We start from the raw sequence: 19,618 nt of genomic DNA on the forward strand, positions 1-19,618 counted from the left end.
GTTGGTGATCAGGGGTTGAAAATTGACTGAACAAGAACAAAAACATCGTATCTCGTTGGGCAAATGGTTGCGCCGGGGCATCGGCGTCTTGATTTTCATGACCGCCATGGTGGTGGCCGTGCCAGCGGTGCTCAACCAACAAAGCGGCCACGCTGTGGTCAATGCGCCTGTGTTGTCGGTGCATTCACCGATTTCCGGGACCTTACAGGATTTCAATGCCACCGCCGGACAAGCGGTTTCTCCGGGCGCGCGGCTGGGCCGGGTGCTCAGTTTGCGGGCACGCGAGAGCCTGGAAAACGAACTGTCGAGCTTGCAAGAGCGGCTGCAAGGCTTGCAAAGCCAGCAAGCCGACTGGCAGCGGCTGCAGCGCACCTTTGAGCGGCGGGCCAAACTGCACGCCGACCATGAAATGGCCCGCCTGCAGGCCCAGCTGGCCGAAGTCGACTCGCAAGCCCGTGCGCAGCAGGCGCAGGTGCGCCAGGATGCGGACACCCTGGCCCGCCAGGAGCGGCTGGCCAGCGAAAACTTCATCTCACCGCTGCAGATCGATGCGGCCCGCAATGCCTTGCAAGCCAGTCAGGCCCGGCTCGAAGCCATTCAGGCGCGTGAAAAGATGCTGCGCATCGAAGGCGTGGCGGTGCGCGACCAGGTGTACCTGGGGCAGGGGCGCAACGATGTGCCCTACAGTCAGCAAAAACTGGAGGACCTGCGCATCCAGCTGGCCGAGCTGCAAACCCGGCTGCGCGAAACCCACAGCCGTGTGCAGCAAATCCAAAACCAGTTGGCGCAAGGCGGTGACGGCCAGCAAGCGCTGCAGGAGGCCCCGATCCACGCGCCCGTGCAAGGTTTGTTGTGGCGCAAGTTTTTTGCCAATGGCAGCGAAGTCATCGCCGGGGCCGAGCTGGCGCAGGTGATTCATTGCCGTGACGCCTTTGTGGATGTGGCGGTGCCTGAAAGCCAGCTGCACCACATGTCGCCGGGCACGGTGGTGCAGTACCGCCTGCTGGGCACCAGCGACTGGCTGCAGGGCCGCGTGCGTGCCACCAGCGGCAGCGGCAACAACGGAGCTGACCAGACACTGGCCGCGCAGCTGCGGCGCGAGCGCAACGAGGGGCGGGTGCTCGTCGACATCCGGCCGCAAGACCTGCCCCAACCCGAAGCCAGCCTGTGCTACGCCGGGCGCGTGGTGGACGTGAAAATCCCGCGCAACTGGAACCCTCAGGCGCTGTTCAGCCGCCTGACCGCCATGGCCAGAACCTGATCACCGCGTGATCGACGACAACTTCATCCCGCTGCTGCTGGTCTTGGGGCTGTTTGCCCTGTTGTGGGACACCCGCCGTGACCACCCCCGTGTCCGGATGGCGGTGACCCTGGTGCCGGCTGTGCTGTGGGTGCCCTACCTGTTTTGGCGCGTGGGCTCGACCTTGCAGGCGGCGGGTGGGCAAGGCTGGCAGGCCCAGGCCTGGATCTGGGCGGTGGCCCTGATCGAGTTGCTGGCGCTGTTGGAGGTGGGCATCTTTTTGCTGATCATGAGCCGCCTCAACACCCGCAGCGCCCAGGCCGACGCTGTAGACGGCGCGGCCGTTTTGGGCCAGCCCGAGGTGGATGTGTTCATTCCCACCTACAACGAGCCGCTGGATGTGCTGGAAAAAACCATCCTGGGTGCGCAGGCGATCGATTACCCGAACAAGACGGTCTGGGTGCTGGACGATGGCCGTCGGGATTGGCTGCAGGCCTATTGCGCCCGCCACGGCGTGCGCTATTTGACGCGGCCCGACAACCTGCACGCCAAAGCGGGCAACCTCAACCACGCGCTGCAGCACGCCCGAGGGGCGTTTGTGGCCGTGTTCGATGCCGATTTTGTGCCCTCGCGGGGTTTCATCCGGCGCACCTTGGGCCTGTTTGTGGACCCGAGCGTGGGCATCGTCCAAACGCCCCAGCACTTTTACAACAAGGACCCGATCCAGACCAATCTGGGCCTGATGCAGGACTACCCGGACGAACAGCGCTTGTTTTTTGACCAGATGGCCGCTTCGCGCGACGCCTGGGACGCTTCGTTTTGCTGCGGCTCGTGCAGCATCATGCGGCGTCAGGCGCTGGATGCAGCGGGCGGCATCCCGACCGAAAGCATCACCGAAGACCTGCTCACCACCTTGGTCATGCTGCGCCATGGCTACCGCACCGTGTACCTGAACGAGCGCCTGAGCATGGGCCTGGCGGCCGAGTCGATCGAGGGCTTTTTTGTGCAGCGCGAACGCTGGTGCCGGGGCGCCATCCAGTCGCTGTTTTTGCGTTGGGGCCCCTTGGGGCCGGGGCTCACGCCCATGCAACGCCTGCTGTTTTTCCCGACCAGCTGGCTCACACAGTACTTTGTGCGCCTGTTTTTGTTGCTCATCCCGCTGGCCTACCTCTTGCTGGGTTGGATGCCTTTGCAGTTCACCAACACGGGCGACCTGATCCGCTTTCAGCTGCCTTTGCTGGCGGGCCTGTTTTTGGCGACCCGCTGGCTGGTGGGCTCGCACTACATCCCGCTGGTGTCGGTGCCCGCCAGCATTTTTGCCAGCTTCCGGCTGGCCCCCACGGTGCTGGCTTCGCTGATACAACCTTTTGGCAAACCTTTTCGGGTCACGCCCAAGGGCTCAATGTCGGTAGGCGGCCGCCAGGTGGACACGGTCACCCTCGCGCCGATCCTGCTCACTTTGGCCCTGACCTTGTTGGGGCTGTTGATCAATGTGACGCCCGAGCTGGCGGTGGTGCCCTTCACCGAGTTTTTCCCGATCGCGGTGTTCTGGTCGGGCCTGAATGTGTTGGCCTTGGCGTTGGCGGCGCTGCTGTGCATCGAAGGCCCGCGTCTGCGCCGCGAGGAGCGCTTCGAACTGAAAGAACCCGCGCTGCTGCACTGGGGGGATAAGTCCCTGCCCGTGCTGTTGGTGGACGCCAGTGTGGACGGTTTTCACCTGAGCGCGGACCCGGCAGGTTCCGCACTGCCCGAGGCCAGCGAGGGCCTGCGCCTGGTGGTTCAGGATGTGGGCGAGGTGCCGCTGCAGATTCTGCGCCGCTGGCCTGGTCGCCTGAGCGGGCGTTTTGTGCCCAGTCAAGCGCAGCGCGACGCCTTGATCCGCAAGCTGTTCAGTGGTGACTACAGCAACCACGTCAGTCGCGTGCAAAGCTGGCGCAAATTGCTGCAGCGCATGTGGCGCAAAGCGATGCACTGAGCCTGGGCCACGCCCTGGCCGACTCACACGGTCACGGCTTCTGTGCCCGCGGGCACGCCCCAATGCGCGGCCGCGCTGGCCGTCCAGAACTCGGCAAAGGGACTGGGCAGTGGCGCGGGGGCCGCAGACGCCAGCAGCTGCCCCGGCAACAAGGTGTCGATGTTGGAGGCCAGAGTCCGGGCCTGGCCGTGGCCATTGCGCACCATCAGGTGGTGCGGCGTGATGTCGCCGGGCTTTTGCAGACCCGCAGCGCCCACCAGATCGGCCAGGGCATGCAGGGTGTTGGCGTGAAAGTAAAACACCCGCTCGGCCTTGTCGGTGACCACGATGGCACGTTGGCGCACCGGGTCTTGAGTGGCCACGCCCGTTGGGCAGTGGTCGGTGTGGCAGCTGCGTGACTGGATGCAGCCCAGCGCAAACATGAAGCCCCGCGCCGCGTTGCACCAGTCCGCCCCCAGGGCCAGGCAGCGTGCCATGTCGAAGGCCGAAATCACCTTGCCCGATGCCCCGATCTTGATGCGGTCTCGCAGGCCTGCACCCACCAGGCTGTTGTGCACCAGCCGCAGTCCGTCGCGCAGGGGCATGCCCACATGGTCGGCAAACTCGATGGGTGCGGCGCCCGTGCCGCCTTCTGAGCCGTCCACGACGATGAAATCGGGTGTTTGCCCGGTCTCCAGCATGGCCTTGACCAGCGAAAACCATTCGGCCGGATGCCCGACACACAGCTTGATGCCCACGGGTTTGCCACCCGAGAGTTCGCGCAGCTGCCCCACAAAAGCCAGCAACTCCAGCGGTGTGCTGAACGCCGAATGCCGGGCGGGCGACACACAGTCCTGCCCCATGGGCACGCCCCGCGCTTCGGCGATTTCGGGGCTGACTTTGGCTTTGGGCAAAACGCCGCCGTGGCCAGGTTTGGCCCCTTGTGACAGTTTCAGCTCGATCATCTTGACCTGAGGCGAGCGGGCTTGTTCCGCAAAGCGCACCGGGTCGAAACGGCCTTCGGGTGTGCGGCAGCCGAAATAGCCCGAGGCGATCTGCCAGATCAGATCGCCGCCCGGCTCGCGGTGGTACCGGGAGATGCTGCCCTCTCCGGTGTCGTGCGCAAACTGCCCCATGGCGGCACCCTTGTTCAGGGCCTTGATCGCGTTGGGCGACAAAGCCCCGAAGCTCATGCCCGATATGTTGAGCAGTGACAGCGCATAGGGCTGCTGGCATTGGTGTGCGCCCACCGTGATCCTGAAATTCGCCGGGTCCAGCTGCGTCGGTTGCAAAGAATGGGTGACCCACTCGGATTGGGCGGCGTACATGTCCTTGATGCTGCCAAATCCGCGCTTGTCGTTTTGCACTTTGGAGCGGGCGTAAACCATGGCCCGCTGGTTGCGCGAAAAGGGCAGTTTTTCCTCGTCGTCTTCCAGAAAATATTGCCGCAATTCAGGCCGGATGTATTCCAGCCCGTAGCGCAGCCTGCCGGTGAGGGGGTAGTTGCGCCGCACCGCCTGTTTGGGTTGTCGGAAGTCCATCCAGCCCAGCACGAACAAGGCGGCAAAACCTGCACTGGCCCAAGCCGAGACGGGCCAGCTGAGGAGGGCGGCCGGGGCGGTGACCAGCCAGGGCAGGTAACGCGACAAGGATTGACGGGCCATGGGCAGCTCTCCAAAACAAACGACCACGGGGGTCGATACGCGCAGGTATGGACCCCATCGTAGATGGTTTTGTTAGTTTTTGTAAATTTATGCGCGAACGAAGCGCTCAGCCGCCAGGTGCTTGGCCAAGGATTCAGGCAAGGGCAGGGGCTCTTGGTTCAGCCAGGCGGCGGTGAGTTCACCGCACAACACGGCCAGGCTGATGCCGCGTGCGCCCATGCCCGTGCTCAGGCACAGGCCTGGCAGGCGGGCGCGGTCAATGGGGCCGACCGCAGGCAGTCGGTTGGGCAAGGTGCAGCGCAAACCGGCCCAGCCCTGCACGAGGTTCGGCCCGAATTGCCTGGCCATGGCTTCGCCCAAAGCGGGCAGCAGCGTGGCCAGGCGCACTTGGTTGGCGGCGTGGTCTTCTTCGCGCACGGGGGCTTGCTCGCAGTTGCGCTCAAAGGTGGAGCCGATGAACCAGCCGGGCGGCCCCTCGGGCGTGGGCACGCCGCTGATGAAGCTGCCGTGGCCGTTGACCGGAAAAGGCGGCAGCAGCTGGCGCTGGCCCTCGGTCAAGTCGGCCATGTGGCCAAAACTGACTTGCCCACGCAAGGGATTCAGCGGCACGGCAAAGCCGGGCAGGGGCCGCAGCAATGCCAAGCTGTCAAAGGCGCTGGCCACCACCAGCCAAGGGGCCTGGCCCAGTGTTTGGCCTTGGGCATCGGTCACGGCCCATGCATCGCCGCGCCGCGCGATGCCTTGCACCTGCTGGCCCCAGCGCACTTGCACGCCCGGGGTTTGCAGCTGCGCGGCCACCAGTTGCCGGGGCCGAATCCAGCCCGCTTGCGCATGCCACAGCGCGGGCGTGCCCTGTGGCAGGCCCGCAGCAGCGATTTGCGCCGGGCTCGCCGGGGTGCTGTGCTGGTCGGCACAGGTGGCTGGCAGTCTGCGTTTGCCCGCCAGATTGTGTTCCAGCACGCCGCTCAGGGCCCAGTCGGTGCCGCTGTGCAGCAGGGCCCGGGCGCGTTGCAGGGTGGCCTGCACGCCTGCGCGCGTGATGCGCGAGAGCACGTTGTCGTCGGGTGAAACATGGGGCGCAGCCAAACCCGCAGGCAGGCCCGATGCGCCAGCTCCCACGCCCGGGGCTTGGTCGAGCACGGTGACGGCCCAGCCCCGCAAAGCCAGGCTGTGCGCGACAGCCGAGCCGGACAAGCCCGCACCGATCACCAGCGCTTCGCGCTTCTCGGGTGGCGAGCTCAAGGGGTCAACAAGCAGGGGGTCAAACGCTGCGGGGCATCAGCCCGCTGCGGGTGGCACATAGCCCTGGGCGGCGTCGGCGCCATCGCCGAAGAAGTGGTTTTCCATTTGGCGGGCCAGGTATTGGCGGGCCCGCAGATCGGCCAGGTTCAGGCGGTTTTCATTGACCAGCATGGTCTGGTGCTTGAGCCAGTCGGCCCAGGCTTGCTTGCTCACACCTTCCCAGATGCGTTTGCCCAGCTCGCCGGGGTAGGGCGGAAAATCCAGACCTTCAGCTTCTTTGCCGAGTTTGATGCATTGAACGGTACGTGCCATGGTGGTGTCGAGCCTTGATCTGTCTAAAGAAGCGCTGGTTATACGGATATAGAATTTCAGTATTTCCAGTTGGGAGCGGTTCACACGACAATCCGGGTTGACCCGTTGACGTGTGGTCTTGCAGGCCGTAACTGTAGCAAGCTTTCAGCATCCCCCAAGGGCATTGGGTCTCTGGTCCCGCCCCAACACACAGCAATACCAAATGAGTGCATTTCTTGAAGAGCGCGTTTTGAGCGTTCACCACTGGACCGACCGCCTGTTCAGTTTCACCACCACCCGCGACCAAGCCCTGCGCTTTTCCAACGGCCACTTCACCATGATCGGCCTGCGCGGCGACAACGGCAAACCGCTGTTGCGCGCCTATTCCATTGCCAGCGCCAACTACGAAGAGCATCTGGAGTTTTTGAGCATCAAGGTGCCCGACGGCCCGCTGACCTCCCGGCTGCAACACATCCAGGTGGGCGACACCATTGTGGTGGGTCGCAAGCCCACGGGCACCTTGCTGTGTGACTACCTGTTGCCCGGCAAAAACCTGTACCTCATGTCCACTGGCACGGGGCTGGCCCCCTTCATGAGCATCATCCGCGACCCCGACACCTACGAGCGCTTTGAAAAAGTGATCCTGGTGCACGGCGTGCGGCAGGTGAACGAGCTGGCGTACCACGACTACATCACCCAAGAACTGCCAGCGAACGAGTTTTTGGGTGAAATGGTGAGCCAGCAGCTGCTGTACTACCCCACCGTCACCCGCGAACCGTACAAAAATCAGGGACGCCTGACCGACCTGATCGAAAACGGCAAGCTGTTCGCCGACCTGGGCTTGCCCCCGCTCGACCCCGAGACCGACCGCGTGATGATCTGCGGCAGCCCAGCCATGCTCAAAGACCTCAAGCGCATCTGCGAAGAGCGAGGCCTGAAAGAAGGCAACACCAGCACCCCCGGCGCTTTTGTCATCGAACGCGCGTTCGCCGAATCCTGACGAGGCAGGGGCTTTGTGACAGGCCCCACCGATCAGGCCGGAGCATGAAGGCAAAATAGGATTTTTGTGTTGTCACACCCGCGAATGCAGGCATCCAAGCCTTTTGTCATACCCGCAAAGGCGGGTATCCAGCTTTCCATGTCATGCCCGCGAAGGCGGGTATGCAGTTCTCCGTGTCATACCCGCGCACGCGGGTATCCATGTCTGAACAGCCTGGATGCCCGATCAAGTCGGGCATGACAAACTTGGCCCAACTGTCGCCAACATGATCCACCCCTCAACCACGCCATGAACCTGACTTCCATCACCCCCTCACGCTGGATGGCTCTGATCGCTTTGTCGGGCATCGGCATGCTGATCTTTGGCCTGTATTTGCAGCATGTGGTGGGTCTGAACCCTTGCCCCATGTGCATCGTGCAGCGGTACGCGCTGATCGGGGTGGTGCTGTTCGGGGCCATTGGCTGGCGTTTGCGTGGCTGGAGCCTGACGGTATCGGCCCTGTTGCTCGCGCTGATGGCGGGTTTCGGCGCGTTCACAGCAGCACGCCAGAGCTGGCTGCAGTGGTACCCACCCGAAATCGTCACCTGCGGCCGTGACTTTTACGGCATGGTCGAAAACTTCCCCATCAACCGCGCCATTCCCATGATCTTCAAAGGCAGCGGCGACTGCACCAAGATCGACTGGACCTTTCTGGGCGGCTCGATCGCCAACTGGTCGTTTGTGTGTTTTGTGGTGTTTGGCCTGGCGGGCTGGTTGATCGCGTACAAGGCTTTCAGGGACCGTTGATGCCCACTGAGAAGGCCAGCGTCTGCTTTGTCATGCCCGCGCATGCGGGTATCCACGGCAGTCGCAGGCATGGACCCCCGATCAAGTCGGGGGTGACGTCGATGTGTCATGCCCGCGGATGCGGGTATCCATCGAAACCGGAGGCATGGACCCCCGATCAAGTCGGGGGTGACGAGATAAGAGACATCGCCCCCTGATCAAGTAGGGGTTGACCTTGCTGTGTCATACCCGCGCACGCGGGTATCCATGCCAGACGAAGGCCCAGCGGTCAGAGCTTCTTGACCAGCACCTGGCTCTTGCGGTCCCAGTTGTATTTGCGTTTGCGGGCTTCTGGCAGCCAGTCGGGGTCCACCTGCACAAAGCCGCGCTTGATGAACCAGTGCATGGTGCGGGTGGTCAGCACAAAGATGCTTTTGAGGCCCATGGCGCGGGCGCGTTGCTCCACGCGCTTCAAAATCTTCTCGCCGTCACCCTGGCCCTGCGACTGGGGCGACACCGTCAGCGCCGCCATCTCGGCCGTCTTGGCTTCGGGGTAGGGGTAGAGCGCGGCGCAGGCAAAGATCACGCCGTCGTGGTCGATGATGGTGTAGTGGTCGATGTCGCGTTCGATCTCGGTGCGGTCACGCTTGACCAGGGTGCCGTCTTTCTCGAACGGCTCGATCAGCTGCAAGATGCCGCCCACGTCGTCGGCGGTGGCCTCGCGCAGTTCTTCGAGCTTTTCGTCCACCACCATGGTGCCGATGCCGTCGTGCACATACACCTCCAGCAGCAGCGAGCCGTCGACTGCAAAGGGCAGGATGTGCGAGCGCTCTACGCCTTCTTCGCAGGCTTTGACGCAGTGCTGCAGGTAAAAACCAATGTCGGTCGGCTCGGTCGGCGGGGGCAGCGAGGCCAGCAACTGTTTGGCCGCTGCCAGTGGCAGCTCGGTGTCGATGGGGTTGTCGTCGCTGGCGGGCTCACCCGGCTGCATGCGGATGCCCGGAATCTCGGTCACAAAAATCAGTTTGTCGGCCTGCAGCTCGGCGGCCACGCTGGTGGCGACCTCTTCCATGGCCAGGTTGAAGGCCTCCCCCGTGGGCGAGAAGCCAAAGGGCGACAGCAGCACCATCGCCCCCATGTCCAGTGTGCGCATGATGCCGTCCACGTCCACCTTGCGCACCAGGCCCGAGTGCTGGAAATCCACGCCATCCACAATGCCCACGGGCCTTGCGGTGATGAAGTTGCCTGAAATCACCCGCACCGTAGAGCCCGCCATGGGGGTGTTGGGCAAGCCCTGGCTGAAGGCCGCTTCGATCTCGTAACGCAGCTGGCCTGCGGCTTCTTGCGCGCAATCGAGCGCCACGCTGTCGGTGATGCGGATGCCGTGTGAGTACTTGGGCGTGTGGCCTTTGGCGGCCAGTTGCTCGTTGACCTGCGGGCGAAAGCCGTGCACCAGCACGATCTTGACGCCCATGCTCTGGATCAGGGCCAGGTCTTGCGCCAGGTTTTGCAGCTTGCCCGCCGCAATCGCCTCGCCCGCGATGCCGACCACAAAGGTCTTGCCCCGGTGCATGTGGATATAAGGCGCCACCGACCGGAACCAGGGCACAAAGGTGAAGTTGAAGACAGTGGACATGGGCAATCTGGGGGCGGCAAAGGTGGCGGGGCGTCGGGCTGGGATAATCCCGGGCTGTTCTTGCCTTGATTTTCACAGAAGTTTTTGCCTTGTCTGACACCCCCCTCCAAATCGACTTCCCCGAAGGCCTGCCCGTCTCGGCCCGCCGTGACGAAATCATGGCCGCCATGGACCAGCACCAGGTCATCATCGTGTGCGGTGAAACCGGCTCGGGCAAGACCACCCAGCTGCCCAAAATTGCGCTGATGCTGGGGCGGGGACGCTTGAATGCCAAGCCCGGAGAGAAGGGCCGCCTGATCGGCCACACCCAGCCACGGCGCATTGCGGCCAGCTCGGTGGCCAAGCGCATTGCCGAAGAACTCAAGACGCCGCTGGGCGAGGTGGTGGGTTTCAAGGTGCGGTTTCAGGACCGTTTGAGCAAAAACGCCTCGGTCAAGCTCATGACCGACGGCATCTTGCTGGCCGAAACGCAGACCGACCCGCTGCTGCAGGCCTACGACACGATCATCATCGACGAGGCGCACGAACGCAGCCTGAACATCGACTTTTTGCTGGGCTACCTGCGACAAATCTTGCCGCGCAGACCGGACCTCAAGATCGTGGTGACTTCGGCCACCATCGATGCCGACCGCTTTGCCAAGCACTTTGCTTCGCGCCAGGGCCCGGCCCCGGTCATCATGGTGTCGGGTCGCACCTTCCCGGTCGAGCAGCGCTACCGCCCGTTTGAAGAGTCGCGTGACTACGGCCTGAACGAGGCCATGGCCGATGCGGTGGACGAACTCTGGCAGGGCGGGGCAGGCGGCGACATCCTGATTTTTTTGCCGGGCGAGCGCGAGATCCGCGAAGCCGCCGACCACCTGCGCAAACACCTGGCGCACCAGCCGCTCACGCGCAACGCCGAAGTGCTGCCGCTGTTTGCCCGCCTGTCACAGGCCGAGCAGGACCGGATTTTTGAAGCGTCCAACGGCCGTCGCATCGTGCTGGCCACCAACGTGGCCGAAACCTCGCTCACCGTGCCCGGCATCCGTTACGTGATCGACGCGGGCACGGCGCGGGTCAAGCGCTACAGCCTGCGCAGCAAGGTCGAGCAGCTGCTGGTCGAGCCCATCAGCCAGGCGGCGGCCAACCAGCGGGCGGGCCGCTGCGGCCGCGTGGCCAACGGCATCTGCATCCGCCTGTACGACGAAAAGGACTTTGCAGGCCGCCCGCGCTTTACCGATCCGGAAATTTTGCGCTCGTCTTTGGCAGGCGTGATCTTGCGCATGAAGTCGTTGCACTTGGGCGTGGTGGAAGACTTCCCGTTCATCGAAGCGCCGTCCAAACGCGCCATCACCGACGGCTACCAACTGCTGGCCGAGCTGGGCGCGGTGGATGACGACAACGAACTCACCCCCATTGGCAAAGAGCTGGCCCGCCTGCCGCTGGACCCCCGCGTGGGCCGCATGATTTTGGAAGCGCGCCACCGCAACGCGCTCGACGAAGTGCTGGTGATCGCCAGCGCCATGAGCGTGCAAGACGTGCGCGACCGCCCCATGGACGCCCAGGCCCAGGCCGACCAGGCGCACGCCAAGTTCGACGACGACAAGAGCGAATTCACCGGTTATCTGAAGCTGTGGAAATGGATTCACGATGCAAGGGGCGGCCCATCGGCCCATGGACACCCGGTCAAGCCGGGTGTGACAAAAGAATCTGTCATACCCGCGAACGCGGGTATCCATGCGCCTCATGGACACCCGGTCAAGCCGGGTGTGACAAAGGGGGCGGGCATTCATGCCCCCGCATCCACCCACAAACTCAGCAACCGCCAATACGAGCAGCTGCTGCGCCAGAACTTCATCAACGTCCGGCGCGTGCGCGAGTGGCGCGACACGCACACCCAGCTGCTCACCGTGGTGACCGAGCACCAATGGCGCATCAACACGCAGCCCGCCACGTATGAGCAGCTGCACCTGTCCATGCTGGCGGGCCTGCTCGGCAACGTGGGCTACAAGCTCGAAGATGAGGACGCCTATCTGGGCGCACGCGGCATCAAGTTCCACAAACACCCCGGCGCACACCTGAGCAAGAAGCCGGGCCGCTGGATCGTGGTGGCTGAACTGGTGGAGACCACGCGCCTGTTTGGCCGGGGCATTGCGGCGATTGAGCCTCAGTGGCTGGAGCAGGTCGGCGCGCACCTGCTGCGCAAACAGGTGCTCGACCCGCATTGGGAAAAGAAGTCCGCCGAAGTGGTGGCGCTGGAGCGGGCCACGCTTTACGGCCTGGTGGTCTACAGCGGGCGGCGCACCGCCTACAGCCGGGTGGACCTGCACGGCGCACGCGAGATTTTCATCCGCGAAGCGCTGGTGGGCGATCAGTGGGAGACCAAGCTGCCTTTCCTGGCCGCCAACCACAAGATGATCGCCAAGGTCGAAGAGCTGGAGCACAAGTCGCGCAGGCAAGACGTGTTGGTGGACGATGAGCTGATCTACGCCTTTTACGACCAGCAAATCCCGCCCGAAGTCTGCAGCGGCCGTTTGCTCGAAGAGTGGTATCGGCAAGAAAGCGTCAAGCAACCGCGCCTGCTGATGTTGACCCGCGAAGAGTTGATGCGCCACGAGGCCGCAGGCATCACCACGCAGGCTTTCCCCAAACACATCCGCCTGGGCGGGACCGATTGCCAAGCCACTTATCTGCACGAGCCGGGCGATGCCCGCGATGGCGTCACGGTCACCGTGCCTTTGTTTGTGCTCAACCAAGTGAGCGAAGACCGCTGCGAATGGCTGGTGCCCGGCCTGCTCAAAGACAAAATTCAGGCGCTGCTCAAAAGCCTGCCGCAGCGCCCGCGCAGCCGCTTTGTGCCGCTGCCCGAATCGGCCACGCGTATCGCGGCCGAGTTGTCAGCCCCCGAGCTGTTTGGTGCCGGGTCGCTGACCGACGTGTTGCTCAAAAAAGTGCGCGACGAAACCAGTCTGGACGTCAAACGTACCGACTTCAAACACGACATGCTCAGCCCGCACCTGTTCATGAACCTGCTGGTGGTCGACGAACACGGTCGCCAGCTGGGCATGGGCCGCAACCTGGGCGCCCTCAAAGGCGAGCTGGGTGCCAAAGCCCGTGGCGCGTTCCAGGCGTTGGCGCAGTTGAAGGTGGCGTCTTCTGTCATGGCCACCCCCTCAGGCATGCCCACTCCATCTGTCGCACCTGCGAACGCTAGTGTCCACGCCCCCCATGGACACCCGATCAAGTCGGGTGTGACAAGACAAGATGTCATACCCGCGAACGCGGGTATCCAGCCCCGCACAGGCACAGCATCCACCAAAGCCACCCCCGCCAAACAGACCCCCATCGCCCCCCAGCGCTACACCACCTGGACATTCGGCGAACTGCCCGAACTGATGGAAATCAGCAAAGGCGGCCAGACCCTGATCGGCTTCCCGGCGCTGGTGGACATGCAAGACGCCGTGACGATCGAGGTGTTTGACGAGCCCGACGTGGCCGCCAACAAAAACCGCGCTGGCCTGCGCCGCCTGTTTGCGCTGCAGATCAAAGACGCGCTCAAGTACCTGGAAAAAAACATCCCCGACCTGCAAAAAATGGCTGTGGCCTACATGCCGCTGGGCACGGCGGATGAGCTGAAAACCCAGATCATCGACGTGGCGCTGGATCGTGCTTTCTTGCTCGACCCGCTGCCCAACAATGAAATCACCTTCAAGCGCCGCATCGAAGAAGGCCGGGGCCGCCTCACGCTGATTGCGAACGAAGTGGCCCGGCTGGCGGGCACCATCTTGCTGGAGTTTGGCGCGGCCACACGCAAGATCAAGGACACCAAAAACGCCCCCGATGCGACAGCCGACTGCACCCAGCAACTGCAACGCCTGATGCCCAAAAACTTCATGGCCGCCACCCCATGGCCGCAGCTGCAGCACTACGCCCGCTACCTCAAGGCCATCACCCTGCGCCTGGACAAATACCGCGCCGACCCCGCCCGCGACGCCCAGCGCCTGACCGAGCTGAAACCGCAAGAACAACGCTACTGGCGTCTGGTGGCCGAACGCAAAGGCGCCCAAGACGCCCGCATGCTGGAGTTCCGCTGGCTACTGGAAGAGCTGCGCGTGAGCTTCTTCGCCCAAGAACTGCGCACCCCGCAGCCGGTGAGCATCAAGCGGCTGGAGAAGGCTTGGGGGCAGTTGAATCATTGAGGTGTTTTTGTGATTTATGCCACTAAGTGGCATAATTCGACGCATCCGCCGCGTCTTCAAAACCCGTCAATTTGCCAAGTGGATGCGTAAAAGCGAGCTGACGGATCAAGCTTTGTGCCAAGCCGTGAGCGAGATGGTCAGTGGCCTGGTGGATGCTGATCTGGGCGGCGATGTGCTCAAGAAACGCGTTGCCTTGCCCGGGCGCGGTAAGCGTGGAGGCGCCCGCACTTTGGTGGCAACGCGCAGGGCCAGCCGTTGGTTTTTTGTGTTCGGGTTTGAGAAGAACGAAAAGGCCAATGTTTCCAATGCCGAGCTGGAAGCCTTGCAGTGGCTGGCCAAACAACTGCTGGACTTGACGGGGCGTCAGCTTGAAGTCTCGGTGCAAGACGGTTCATTACAGGAGATTTGCCATGAGCACTAAAGCCAAAACCAAGGTCAAGCCCCAAACCGTCAGTCGCATGTTGGAAACGGTCTATGAGACAGCGGCCGATCTGGAGCGTTTGGGCTTCATCGACAAGCGCAAGATGCAGAAGCTGGAAGCGCTTTGCATGGAGCCGATTGCGCCTTATGACAGCGCCCAAATCCGCGCCCTGCGTGAGCAGCACAAGCTGAGCCAGACAGTCATGGCCTCGGTGCTCAACACCAGCGCTTCCACCGTGCGCAAATGGGAAATCGGCGAAAAGCACCCCAGCGGCCCTTCGCTCAAGTTGCTGAACTTGTTGGACCGCAAGGGGTTGGATGCCTTGCTGTGATGCGCCGGATAAATACCGCGTTAAACCCGCCCGCGACGCCCAGCGCCTGAGTCAACTGCGTGTGAGCTTCTTCGTACAAGAGTTGCGTACTCTGCTCTAGTAGCGCTCTGTTTCCCTCAGTAGGGCTTGTCAGTTCTTCCCAAACTTGGCCTTGGCTGCCGCAACGCAGCTGGCTTTGGCGTCGCCTGCGAGGGCATCGCATTTTTCGATGGCCACTTTGTAGTCGGCGTCGACTTTTTCGGTGGCCGCGTCTTTCTTGGCTTCACCGATTTCCTTGTTCATCTTGGCGTCGGCCAGGGCTTTTTTCTCGACGGCCTTGGCTTCTTGGCGGCACACGTCCTTGGCGTTGCCCGCGAGGTCGTCACAGCGCTCTTTGGCGACTTCGTAGGCGGCTTTGGCTTTGGCCACCAGGACATTGGTGCGGTCGGCGGCTTTGCCTGTGTAGCTGTATTCCAGCTCGGCGCGTGCAATCTTTTCCTTGGCTTTGGCTTCTTCCACGCAGATGTCTTTGGCATTGCCTGACTGCGAGCCGCAAGCGGCTTTGTCGGCCTTGTAGTCCGCGCTGATGCGTGTTTTGCTGGCCTTGTAGTCGGCTTTGCTCATGGTTTGGGCATAGGCGGCCGAGATGGGCAGCAGGCTGGCGCACAGCAGGGCGGCGGTGAAGGTCTTGAGTTTTTGCATGAAGGTTTCCCCTTTGAGGTGATGAAGAGAACCCATTAGCACACGCCTGGCCTTGTGTGATCAGTGCGTCAACCAACGCAGCGCGATGACGCGCTGCGTTCACCAGCGCCCGGAAGCACCGCCACCGCCAAAGCCGCCGCCCCCGCCTTTGAAGCCGCCACCGGGGCCACCGCGCCCGCCGTACCGGGCTCGCAGCAATCCGGCCAAGCCCACCCAGGTGGTCAGCCCTGTGATGCCACCCGCGATCAGTGCCAAAGACAGCACCCCAAGCAGGAACCACGAGACGGCGCCCACAATCGCGGCGGTCATGATCGCGCCAGGAAATCGGCCCAGCACGGCCCGCAACACAAAGCCCAGCAGAGCGCCAGCGGCAATGATCCAGCTGATGTCCATCCAGGGCTTGACCGTTGGCGCAGCGGTCGGTGCGGGCAGGGGCTCGCCGTCGATGACACCCATCATGCGTTGCAGCCCTGTGTCGATGCCGCCGAAAAAGTCTTGCTGCCGAAAAGCAGGCGTGATGCTTTCCTCGATGATGCGTTTGCTGGTGGCGTCGTTGAGGGCGCCTTCCAGTCCGTAACCTACCTCTATGCGCACGGCGCGGTCGTTCTTGGCCACCACAAGAATGGCCCCATCGTCGATCTTGGTGCGGCCCAGCTTCCATTGCTCGGCCACGCGCAGGGCATATTGCTCGATGGTTTCGGGTTGGGTGGTGGGCACCAGCAAGACGGCCAGCTGGCTGCCTTTGCGTGCTTCAAAGGCGGTCAGCTTTTGTTCGATCGTGGTTTGCTGCGCCGGGGTGAGTGTGCGGGTTTGGTCGACCACGTGGCCTGTCAAGGGCGGCACGGGCAACTGGGCGTTGCAGACTTGCCCGACCAGCAAGGCCCCGAAGAGCCAGCCCACGCAGCGGATGCGCCACACGTTCACTTGGCATCACCCGGTACGGTGGCAGATGGTTTGGCGGGTGCAGTCCCGAAATCCACGGTGGGTGGCCGGGCGATCGCTTGCTCGTTTTCGACTGAAAAGTTGGGTTTTTCTTTGTAGCCCAATGCCCAAGCCGTCAGGTTGGAGGGGAATGAGTGGACGGTGACGTTGTAGTCCTGCACGGCTCGGATATAGCGGTTGCGGGCGACGGTGATGCGGTTTTCTGTGCCTTCGAGTTGGGCTTGCAGGTCGATGAAGCCTTGGTTGGCCCGCAGAGCGGGGTAGTTTTCTGACACCACCAAGAGCCTGGACAAGGAGCCCGAGAGTTCTTTTTGGGCCTGCTGAAATTTCTGGAACGCTTGCGGGTCGTTGACCAGTTCGGGCGTTGCCTGGATGGCCGTGGCCTTGGAGCGCGCTTCCACCACGGCTTGCAAGGTGCTTTGCTCAAAGTCGGCCTGGCCTTTGACGACGTTGACCAGGTTGGGAATCAGGTCGGCCCGGCGCTGGTATTGGCTCAGCACTTCGGACCAACTGGCCTTGATCTGTTCGTTCCCCCTTTGGAACTCGTTGTAGCCGCAGCCCGAAAGGACGAGTGCGGTGCCGATCAAAAAGAGGGAAAACCAGCGTTGAAAAGTGGCGGTCATGGCGTGCCTCGCGTTGGTGGGTGTTCGGCAAGGGTATGGCGCGAAGGACCGGGGCACTGTGCGCTGCACCACATTCAGCAAGGGGCTGCCAAGGCTGTCGCTTGCGCATATCGTTGCGCATTTGCATTGTTGTTTTTGTCGAATATGTAGCTATAAGTGACTATATCGACATATAATCGACCAATGATTTTTAAACGCTTCAGTGCTGTTGCCGTGCTGTGGAGCCTTCTGGCTGGCGTGTCCGCGCCTGCCTTGGCTTTTCAGGACAGGGACTGGCAGCTGGTGCCTGCTGCAACGACCCATTGGGTGGAGTTCACTCAGGGCTCGGAGTTGTCCAAACTGGTGGCGGGCTACCGCTCGGGCGGTTTTGAGTCTGCGGGCGGCCAATGGGTGGGTTTTGACAAGTGGTACCGCCCGAAAATGGTGGACACCCGCCTGACCTGGATGACGCAGCTGTCGCCAGAGTTTGGCGTGCTGTGGGGCGCCAGCACGGGCGAGCGGGCTGAAAAATACACCATTGCACCCAGCCTGAAGCTGGGTTTTGTCTACCAGATCAAGGCCGGTCCGCGTTCGCATTTGTCGATTCGGGCGACTTCGGTCATTGGCGGGCGCTTGCAGGAACGAGCCTGCACAGCCGACTATGGCGAGATTGGTGGCGTCCAGCAGGTCCATTGCCGTTTGGCCGCGACCGAGTTGGCCCCCGACCAAACCCTGAAATACCTGATCAACGCTTTGCCACCCGACCGGCACCAGGCGCAGATCCGATACACCTACATTTTTTGAATTCCCCACCCTGAGAGGAACACCATGAAAACCATTCGACTTGTTGCCTTGGCCACCATCGGTTTGCTGGCCCTGTCTGCCGCCCATGCCCAAAAATCCGGCCCCTCCAAGACCGCGCCTGCGCCGCAACTGCAAACCTGGATGAGCCCGGAAGTGGCCGATGCCTGGAAGCAGGGCTACAAGGGTTCGGGCGTGACCGTGACGGTGGTGGACGACTTCCGCAGCAATCAGGGTCTGTACGGCAATCTGGGGCAGGGCACCCAGCTCTTGCGACATGGCGAATGGACGCTCAAAGAGGCCAGCATGATTGCACCGTCGGCCACCATGCGGGCACATGACTTCAATTCAGGCACCTCGGTGGGCCTGAGCCGTGGTCTGAATGTGCTGAACCTGAGTTACGGCATGTATGCGCCTGCGGGATACACCGCTTCGCAAATCGGCTGGAGCAGCCAGGAGTCCTCCATCATTTCGCACGCCCAAAATGGCAAGGCTGTGATTTCCAAAGCCGCTGGCAACGATGCCATCGTGATCGGTTCGGCCAACGCCTCCGGACAAGTGGATTACCTGAACCTCGCGCTCAAAGGGGCCCAGTCGGCCATTTATGTCGGCGCCCTGAACACCAACGGCACGACCAGCGCACCGGCCTCTTTGGCCAGCTACTCCAACACGCCGGGTGCAGACGCGGTGGTTCAACAGCAATTTGTGGTCGTGGGTGTGGACGGCGCCAAGACGGGTTTGTACGGCACATCGTTTGCAGCGCCGATCATCAGCGGTTATGCGGCCATTCTGGGCAGCAAGTTCACCAAATCAACACCCACCCAGATTGCCAACCAGCTGTTGAAGACGGCTCGCCAGGACACGATCTCGGGTTACAACCCCGCCACACACGGCCGCGGTGAGGCGAGCATCACCCGCGCACTGGCCCCTGTCAGCATTCAATAAGCCCTCGGGGCTGCGGCCTTCGCTGCTCCGATTCAGCGCGGCAGCGTCATCAGCGGAATGTCTTTGGCTGCGGCCAGTTTGTCGAGCTGCGCTCGGGTCTGGCCCGCCAAAAATGATTCGATGGCTTGCCGCGTGGCGGGATTGAACAAGTCCTTGACCGGGTGGGTCAGCGCCACACCTGCGGCTTCGCACAGGCTGATGGCAAAGTGCGGCTCGAGCGCTGCCACGGCCACCCGGCCGTTTTTGCAGGCATAGATGCGGTAACCCGCGTGCGCACCGCCTACCGCACCTTCGGGCGTGGTCATGCGCAGCTGTCTGGGCAAGGCCAGCCAAGCGGCCGCGTCGGACAGGGCGACTTCGTGGTGCGACCCTTTGCCCGTGGTCTTGAGCGTGATCAGCGCCTTCAGCGCAGCTTCGCTGGCCATGATGGCGCCCCCCATGTCGGCAAACAAACTGGGTGGCAAGTCCATGCCATTGACCAAACCGACTTCGGCCTGGTAAGTCAAATCGTGGCCAGGGATTTCGGCCAAGGGGCCAGGAGCGCCGACCACTTCGATCAGGCTGAGCGCGGGGTATTGCTTGTGCAGCTTCTTCCAACCCAGGCCCAGCTTGGTCAGGGCCGATGGGCGAAACGAGGTCAGCAGCACATCGGTCTTAGGCAAGAGCTTGTGCAACTCGGCTTGGCCTTTTTCTGTCTTGAGGTCCAGCGTTTTGTGCTTCACGCCTTTGTGCAGCAGGTCGTAGCCGCTGGGCGTGTAGTGCTGCATCGGGTCGCCCGCAGGCGGGTTGATCTTGGTGCAGGTGGCGCCCATCTGGGCCAGTCGCATCAGCGCGGCAGGGCCGGGCAGGTTGAGGGCAAGACTCAAGACGCGCGTGCCGCGCAGGGGTTTGTTGGTGCTCATGGTGCTGATCATTTTAGGAGGGC

17 protein-coding genes are annotated in these 19,618 nt (G+C 62.7%); 9 read left to right on the forward strand and 8 right to left on the reverse strand.

The window, feature by feature from the left end; genetic code table 11:
• Positions 1-22: 22 nt before the first annotated feature.
• The gene (locus ACZ5RT_RS08515) at positions 23-1,261 is read left to right on the forward strand and encodes an HlyD family secretion protein (RefSeq protein ID WP_464452172.1); all 1,239 of its coding nucleotides are present in this window, start codon (positions 23-25) and stop codon (positions 1,259-1,261) included.
• A gap of 7 nt (positions 1,262-1,268) precedes the next feature.
• A complete protein-coding gene (locus ACZ5RT_RS08520) occupies positions 1,269-3,215 on the forward strand; it encodes a glycosyltransferase family 2 protein (RefSeq protein ID WP_464452173.1) in 1,947 nt (648 codons plus the stop codon).
• Positions 3,216-3,238: 23 nt separating this feature from the next.
• On the opposite strand, the gene ACZ5RT_RS08525 is transcribed toward ACZ5RT_RS08520, so the two are convergent.
• The 3 genes from ACZ5RT_RS08525 to ACZ5RT_RS08535 form a co-directional block, all read right to left on the reverse strand.
• Positions 3,239-4,858, reverse strand: a complete 1,620-nt coding sequence (locus tag ACZ5RT_RS08525) for an FMN-binding glutamate synthase family protein (RefSeq protein ID WP_291928421.1) — start codon at positions 4,856-4,858, stop codon at positions 3,239-3,241.
• Positions 4,859-4,945: 87 nt separating this feature from the next.
• Complete coding sequence (gene mnmC1 / locus ACZ5RT_RS08530; RefSeq protein WP_464452174.1) at positions 4,946-6,100, reverse strand: FAD-dependent 5-carboxymethylaminomethyl-2-thiouridine(34) oxidoreductase MnmC1; 1,155 nt, start codon at positions 6,098-6,100, stop codon at positions 4,946-4,948.
• A 36-nt stretch (positions 6,101-6,136) separates the two neighbouring features.
• Positions 6,137-6,412 carry an oxidative damage protection protein gene (locus tag ACZ5RT_RS08535; RefSeq protein WP_062405287.1) on the reverse strand — a complete coding sequence of 92 codons (276 nt, stop codon included), beginning with the start codon at positions 6,410-6,412 and terminating at the stop codon, positions 6,137-6,139.
• A gap of 202 nt (positions 6,413-6,614) precedes the next feature.
• Here ACZ5RT_RS08535 and ACZ5RT_RS08540 point away from each other — a divergent pair, with 202 nt between their 5' ends.
• Positions 6,615-7,391, forward strand: coding sequence for a ferredoxin--NADP reductase (locus ACZ5RT_RS08540; RefSeq protein ID WP_422169736.1), 777 nt, complete (start codon positions 6,615-6,617; stop codon positions 7,389-7,391).
• A 288-nt stretch (positions 7,392-7,679) separates the two neighbouring features.
• Positions 7,680-8,177, forward strand: coding sequence for a disulfide bond formation protein B (locus ACZ5RT_RS08545; RefSeq protein WP_464452175.1), 498 nt, complete (start codon positions 7,680-7,682; stop codon positions 8,175-8,177).
• A 268-nt stretch (positions 8,178-8,445) separates the two neighbouring features.
• Here ACZ5RT_RS08545 and argA read toward each other — a convergent pair whose 3' ends face one another.
• On the reverse strand, positions 8,446-9,792 hold the full coding sequence (gene argA, locus ACZ5RT_RS08550) for an amino-acid N-acetyltransferase (RefSeq protein ID WP_291928411.1): 1,347 nt from the start codon (positions 9,790-9,792) through the stop codon (positions 8,446-8,448).
• 158 nt (positions 9,793-9,950) lie between these two features.
• Here argA and hrpA point away from each other — a divergent pair, with 158 nt between their 5' ends.
• From hrpA to ACZ5RT_RS08565, 3 genes are read left to right on the forward strand one after another with little or no spacing between them, the layout of a single operon-like run.
• On the forward strand, positions 9,951-13,970 hold the full coding sequence (gene hrpA / locus ACZ5RT_RS08555; RefSeq protein ID WP_464454209.1) for an ATP-dependent RNA helicase HrpA: 4,020 nt from the start codon (positions 9,951-9,953) through the stop codon (positions 13,968-13,970).
• Positions 13,971-13,986: 16 nt separating this feature from the next.
• Positions 13,987-14,391 (forward strand): type II toxin-antitoxin system RelE/ParE family toxin, encoded by a 405-nt coding sequence (locus ACZ5RT_RS08560; RefSeq protein ID WP_464452176.1) that lies wholly within the window; start codon positions 13,987-13,989, stop codon positions 14,389-14,391.
• Entirely contained in the window at positions 14,381-14,722 is a 342-nt protein-coding gene (locus ACZ5RT_RS08565) for a helix-turn-helix domain-containing protein (RefSeq protein ID WP_291928404.1), read from the forward strand. The genes ACZ5RT_RS08560 and ACZ5RT_RS08565 overlap by 11 nt, the downstream gene beginning before the upstream one ends.
• A 129-nt stretch (positions 14,723-14,851) precedes the next feature.
• Here ACZ5RT_RS08565 and ACZ5RT_RS08570 read toward each other — a convergent pair whose 3' ends face one another.
• From ACZ5RT_RS08570 to ACZ5RT_RS08580, 3 genes are all read right to left on the reverse strand, one after another.
• Positions 14,852-15,403: a hypothetical protein gene (locus tag ACZ5RT_RS08570; RefSeq protein ID WP_291928401.1), complete on the reverse strand. Its 552-nt coding sequence runs from the start codon at positions 15,401-15,403 to the stop codon at positions 14,852-14,854.
• A 99-nt stretch (positions 15,404-15,502) separates the two neighbouring features.
• Positions 15,503-16,327 (reverse strand): TPM domain-containing protein, encoded by an 825-nt coding sequence (locus tag ACZ5RT_RS08575; RefSeq protein ID WP_464452177.1) that lies wholly within the window; start codon positions 16,325-16,327, stop codon positions 15,503-15,505.
• Entirely contained in the window at positions 16,324-16,968 is a 645-nt protein-coding gene (locus tag ACZ5RT_RS08580) for a LemA family protein (protein WP_464452178.1), read from the reverse strand. Before ACZ5RT_RS08580 ends, ACZ5RT_RS08575 begins: the two co-directional genes overlap by 4 nt.
• A 183-nt stretch (positions 16,969-17,151) precedes the next feature.
• Here ACZ5RT_RS08580 and ACZ5RT_RS08585 point away from each other — a divergent pair, with 183 nt between their 5' ends.
• Both ACZ5RT_RS08585 and ACZ5RT_RS08590 read left to right on the forward strand, forming a co-directional pair.
• Entirely contained in the window at positions 17,152-17,751 is a 600-nt protein-coding gene (locus ACZ5RT_RS08585; protein ID WP_424374638.1) for a hypothetical protein, read from the forward strand.
• A 24-nt stretch (positions 17,752-17,775) separates the two neighbouring features.
• Complete coding sequence (locus ACZ5RT_RS08590; RefSeq protein ID WP_464452179.1) at positions 17,776-18,693, forward strand: S8 family serine peptidase; 918 nt, start codon at positions 17,776-17,778, stop codon at positions 18,691-18,693.
• 32 nt (positions 18,694-18,725) lie between these two features.
• Here the strand turns inward: ACZ5RT_RS08590 and ACZ5RT_RS08595 are convergent, their stop codons facing one another.
• On the reverse strand, positions 18,726-19,595 hold the full coding sequence (locus tag ACZ5RT_RS08595) for a CoA transferase (protein ID WP_464452180.1): 870 nt from the start codon (positions 19,593-19,595) through the stop codon (positions 18,726-18,728).
• Between the last annotated feature and the right edge of the window lie 23 nt (positions 19,596-19,618).

This window comes from Limnohabitans sp. TEGF003 (assembly GCF_055395455.1).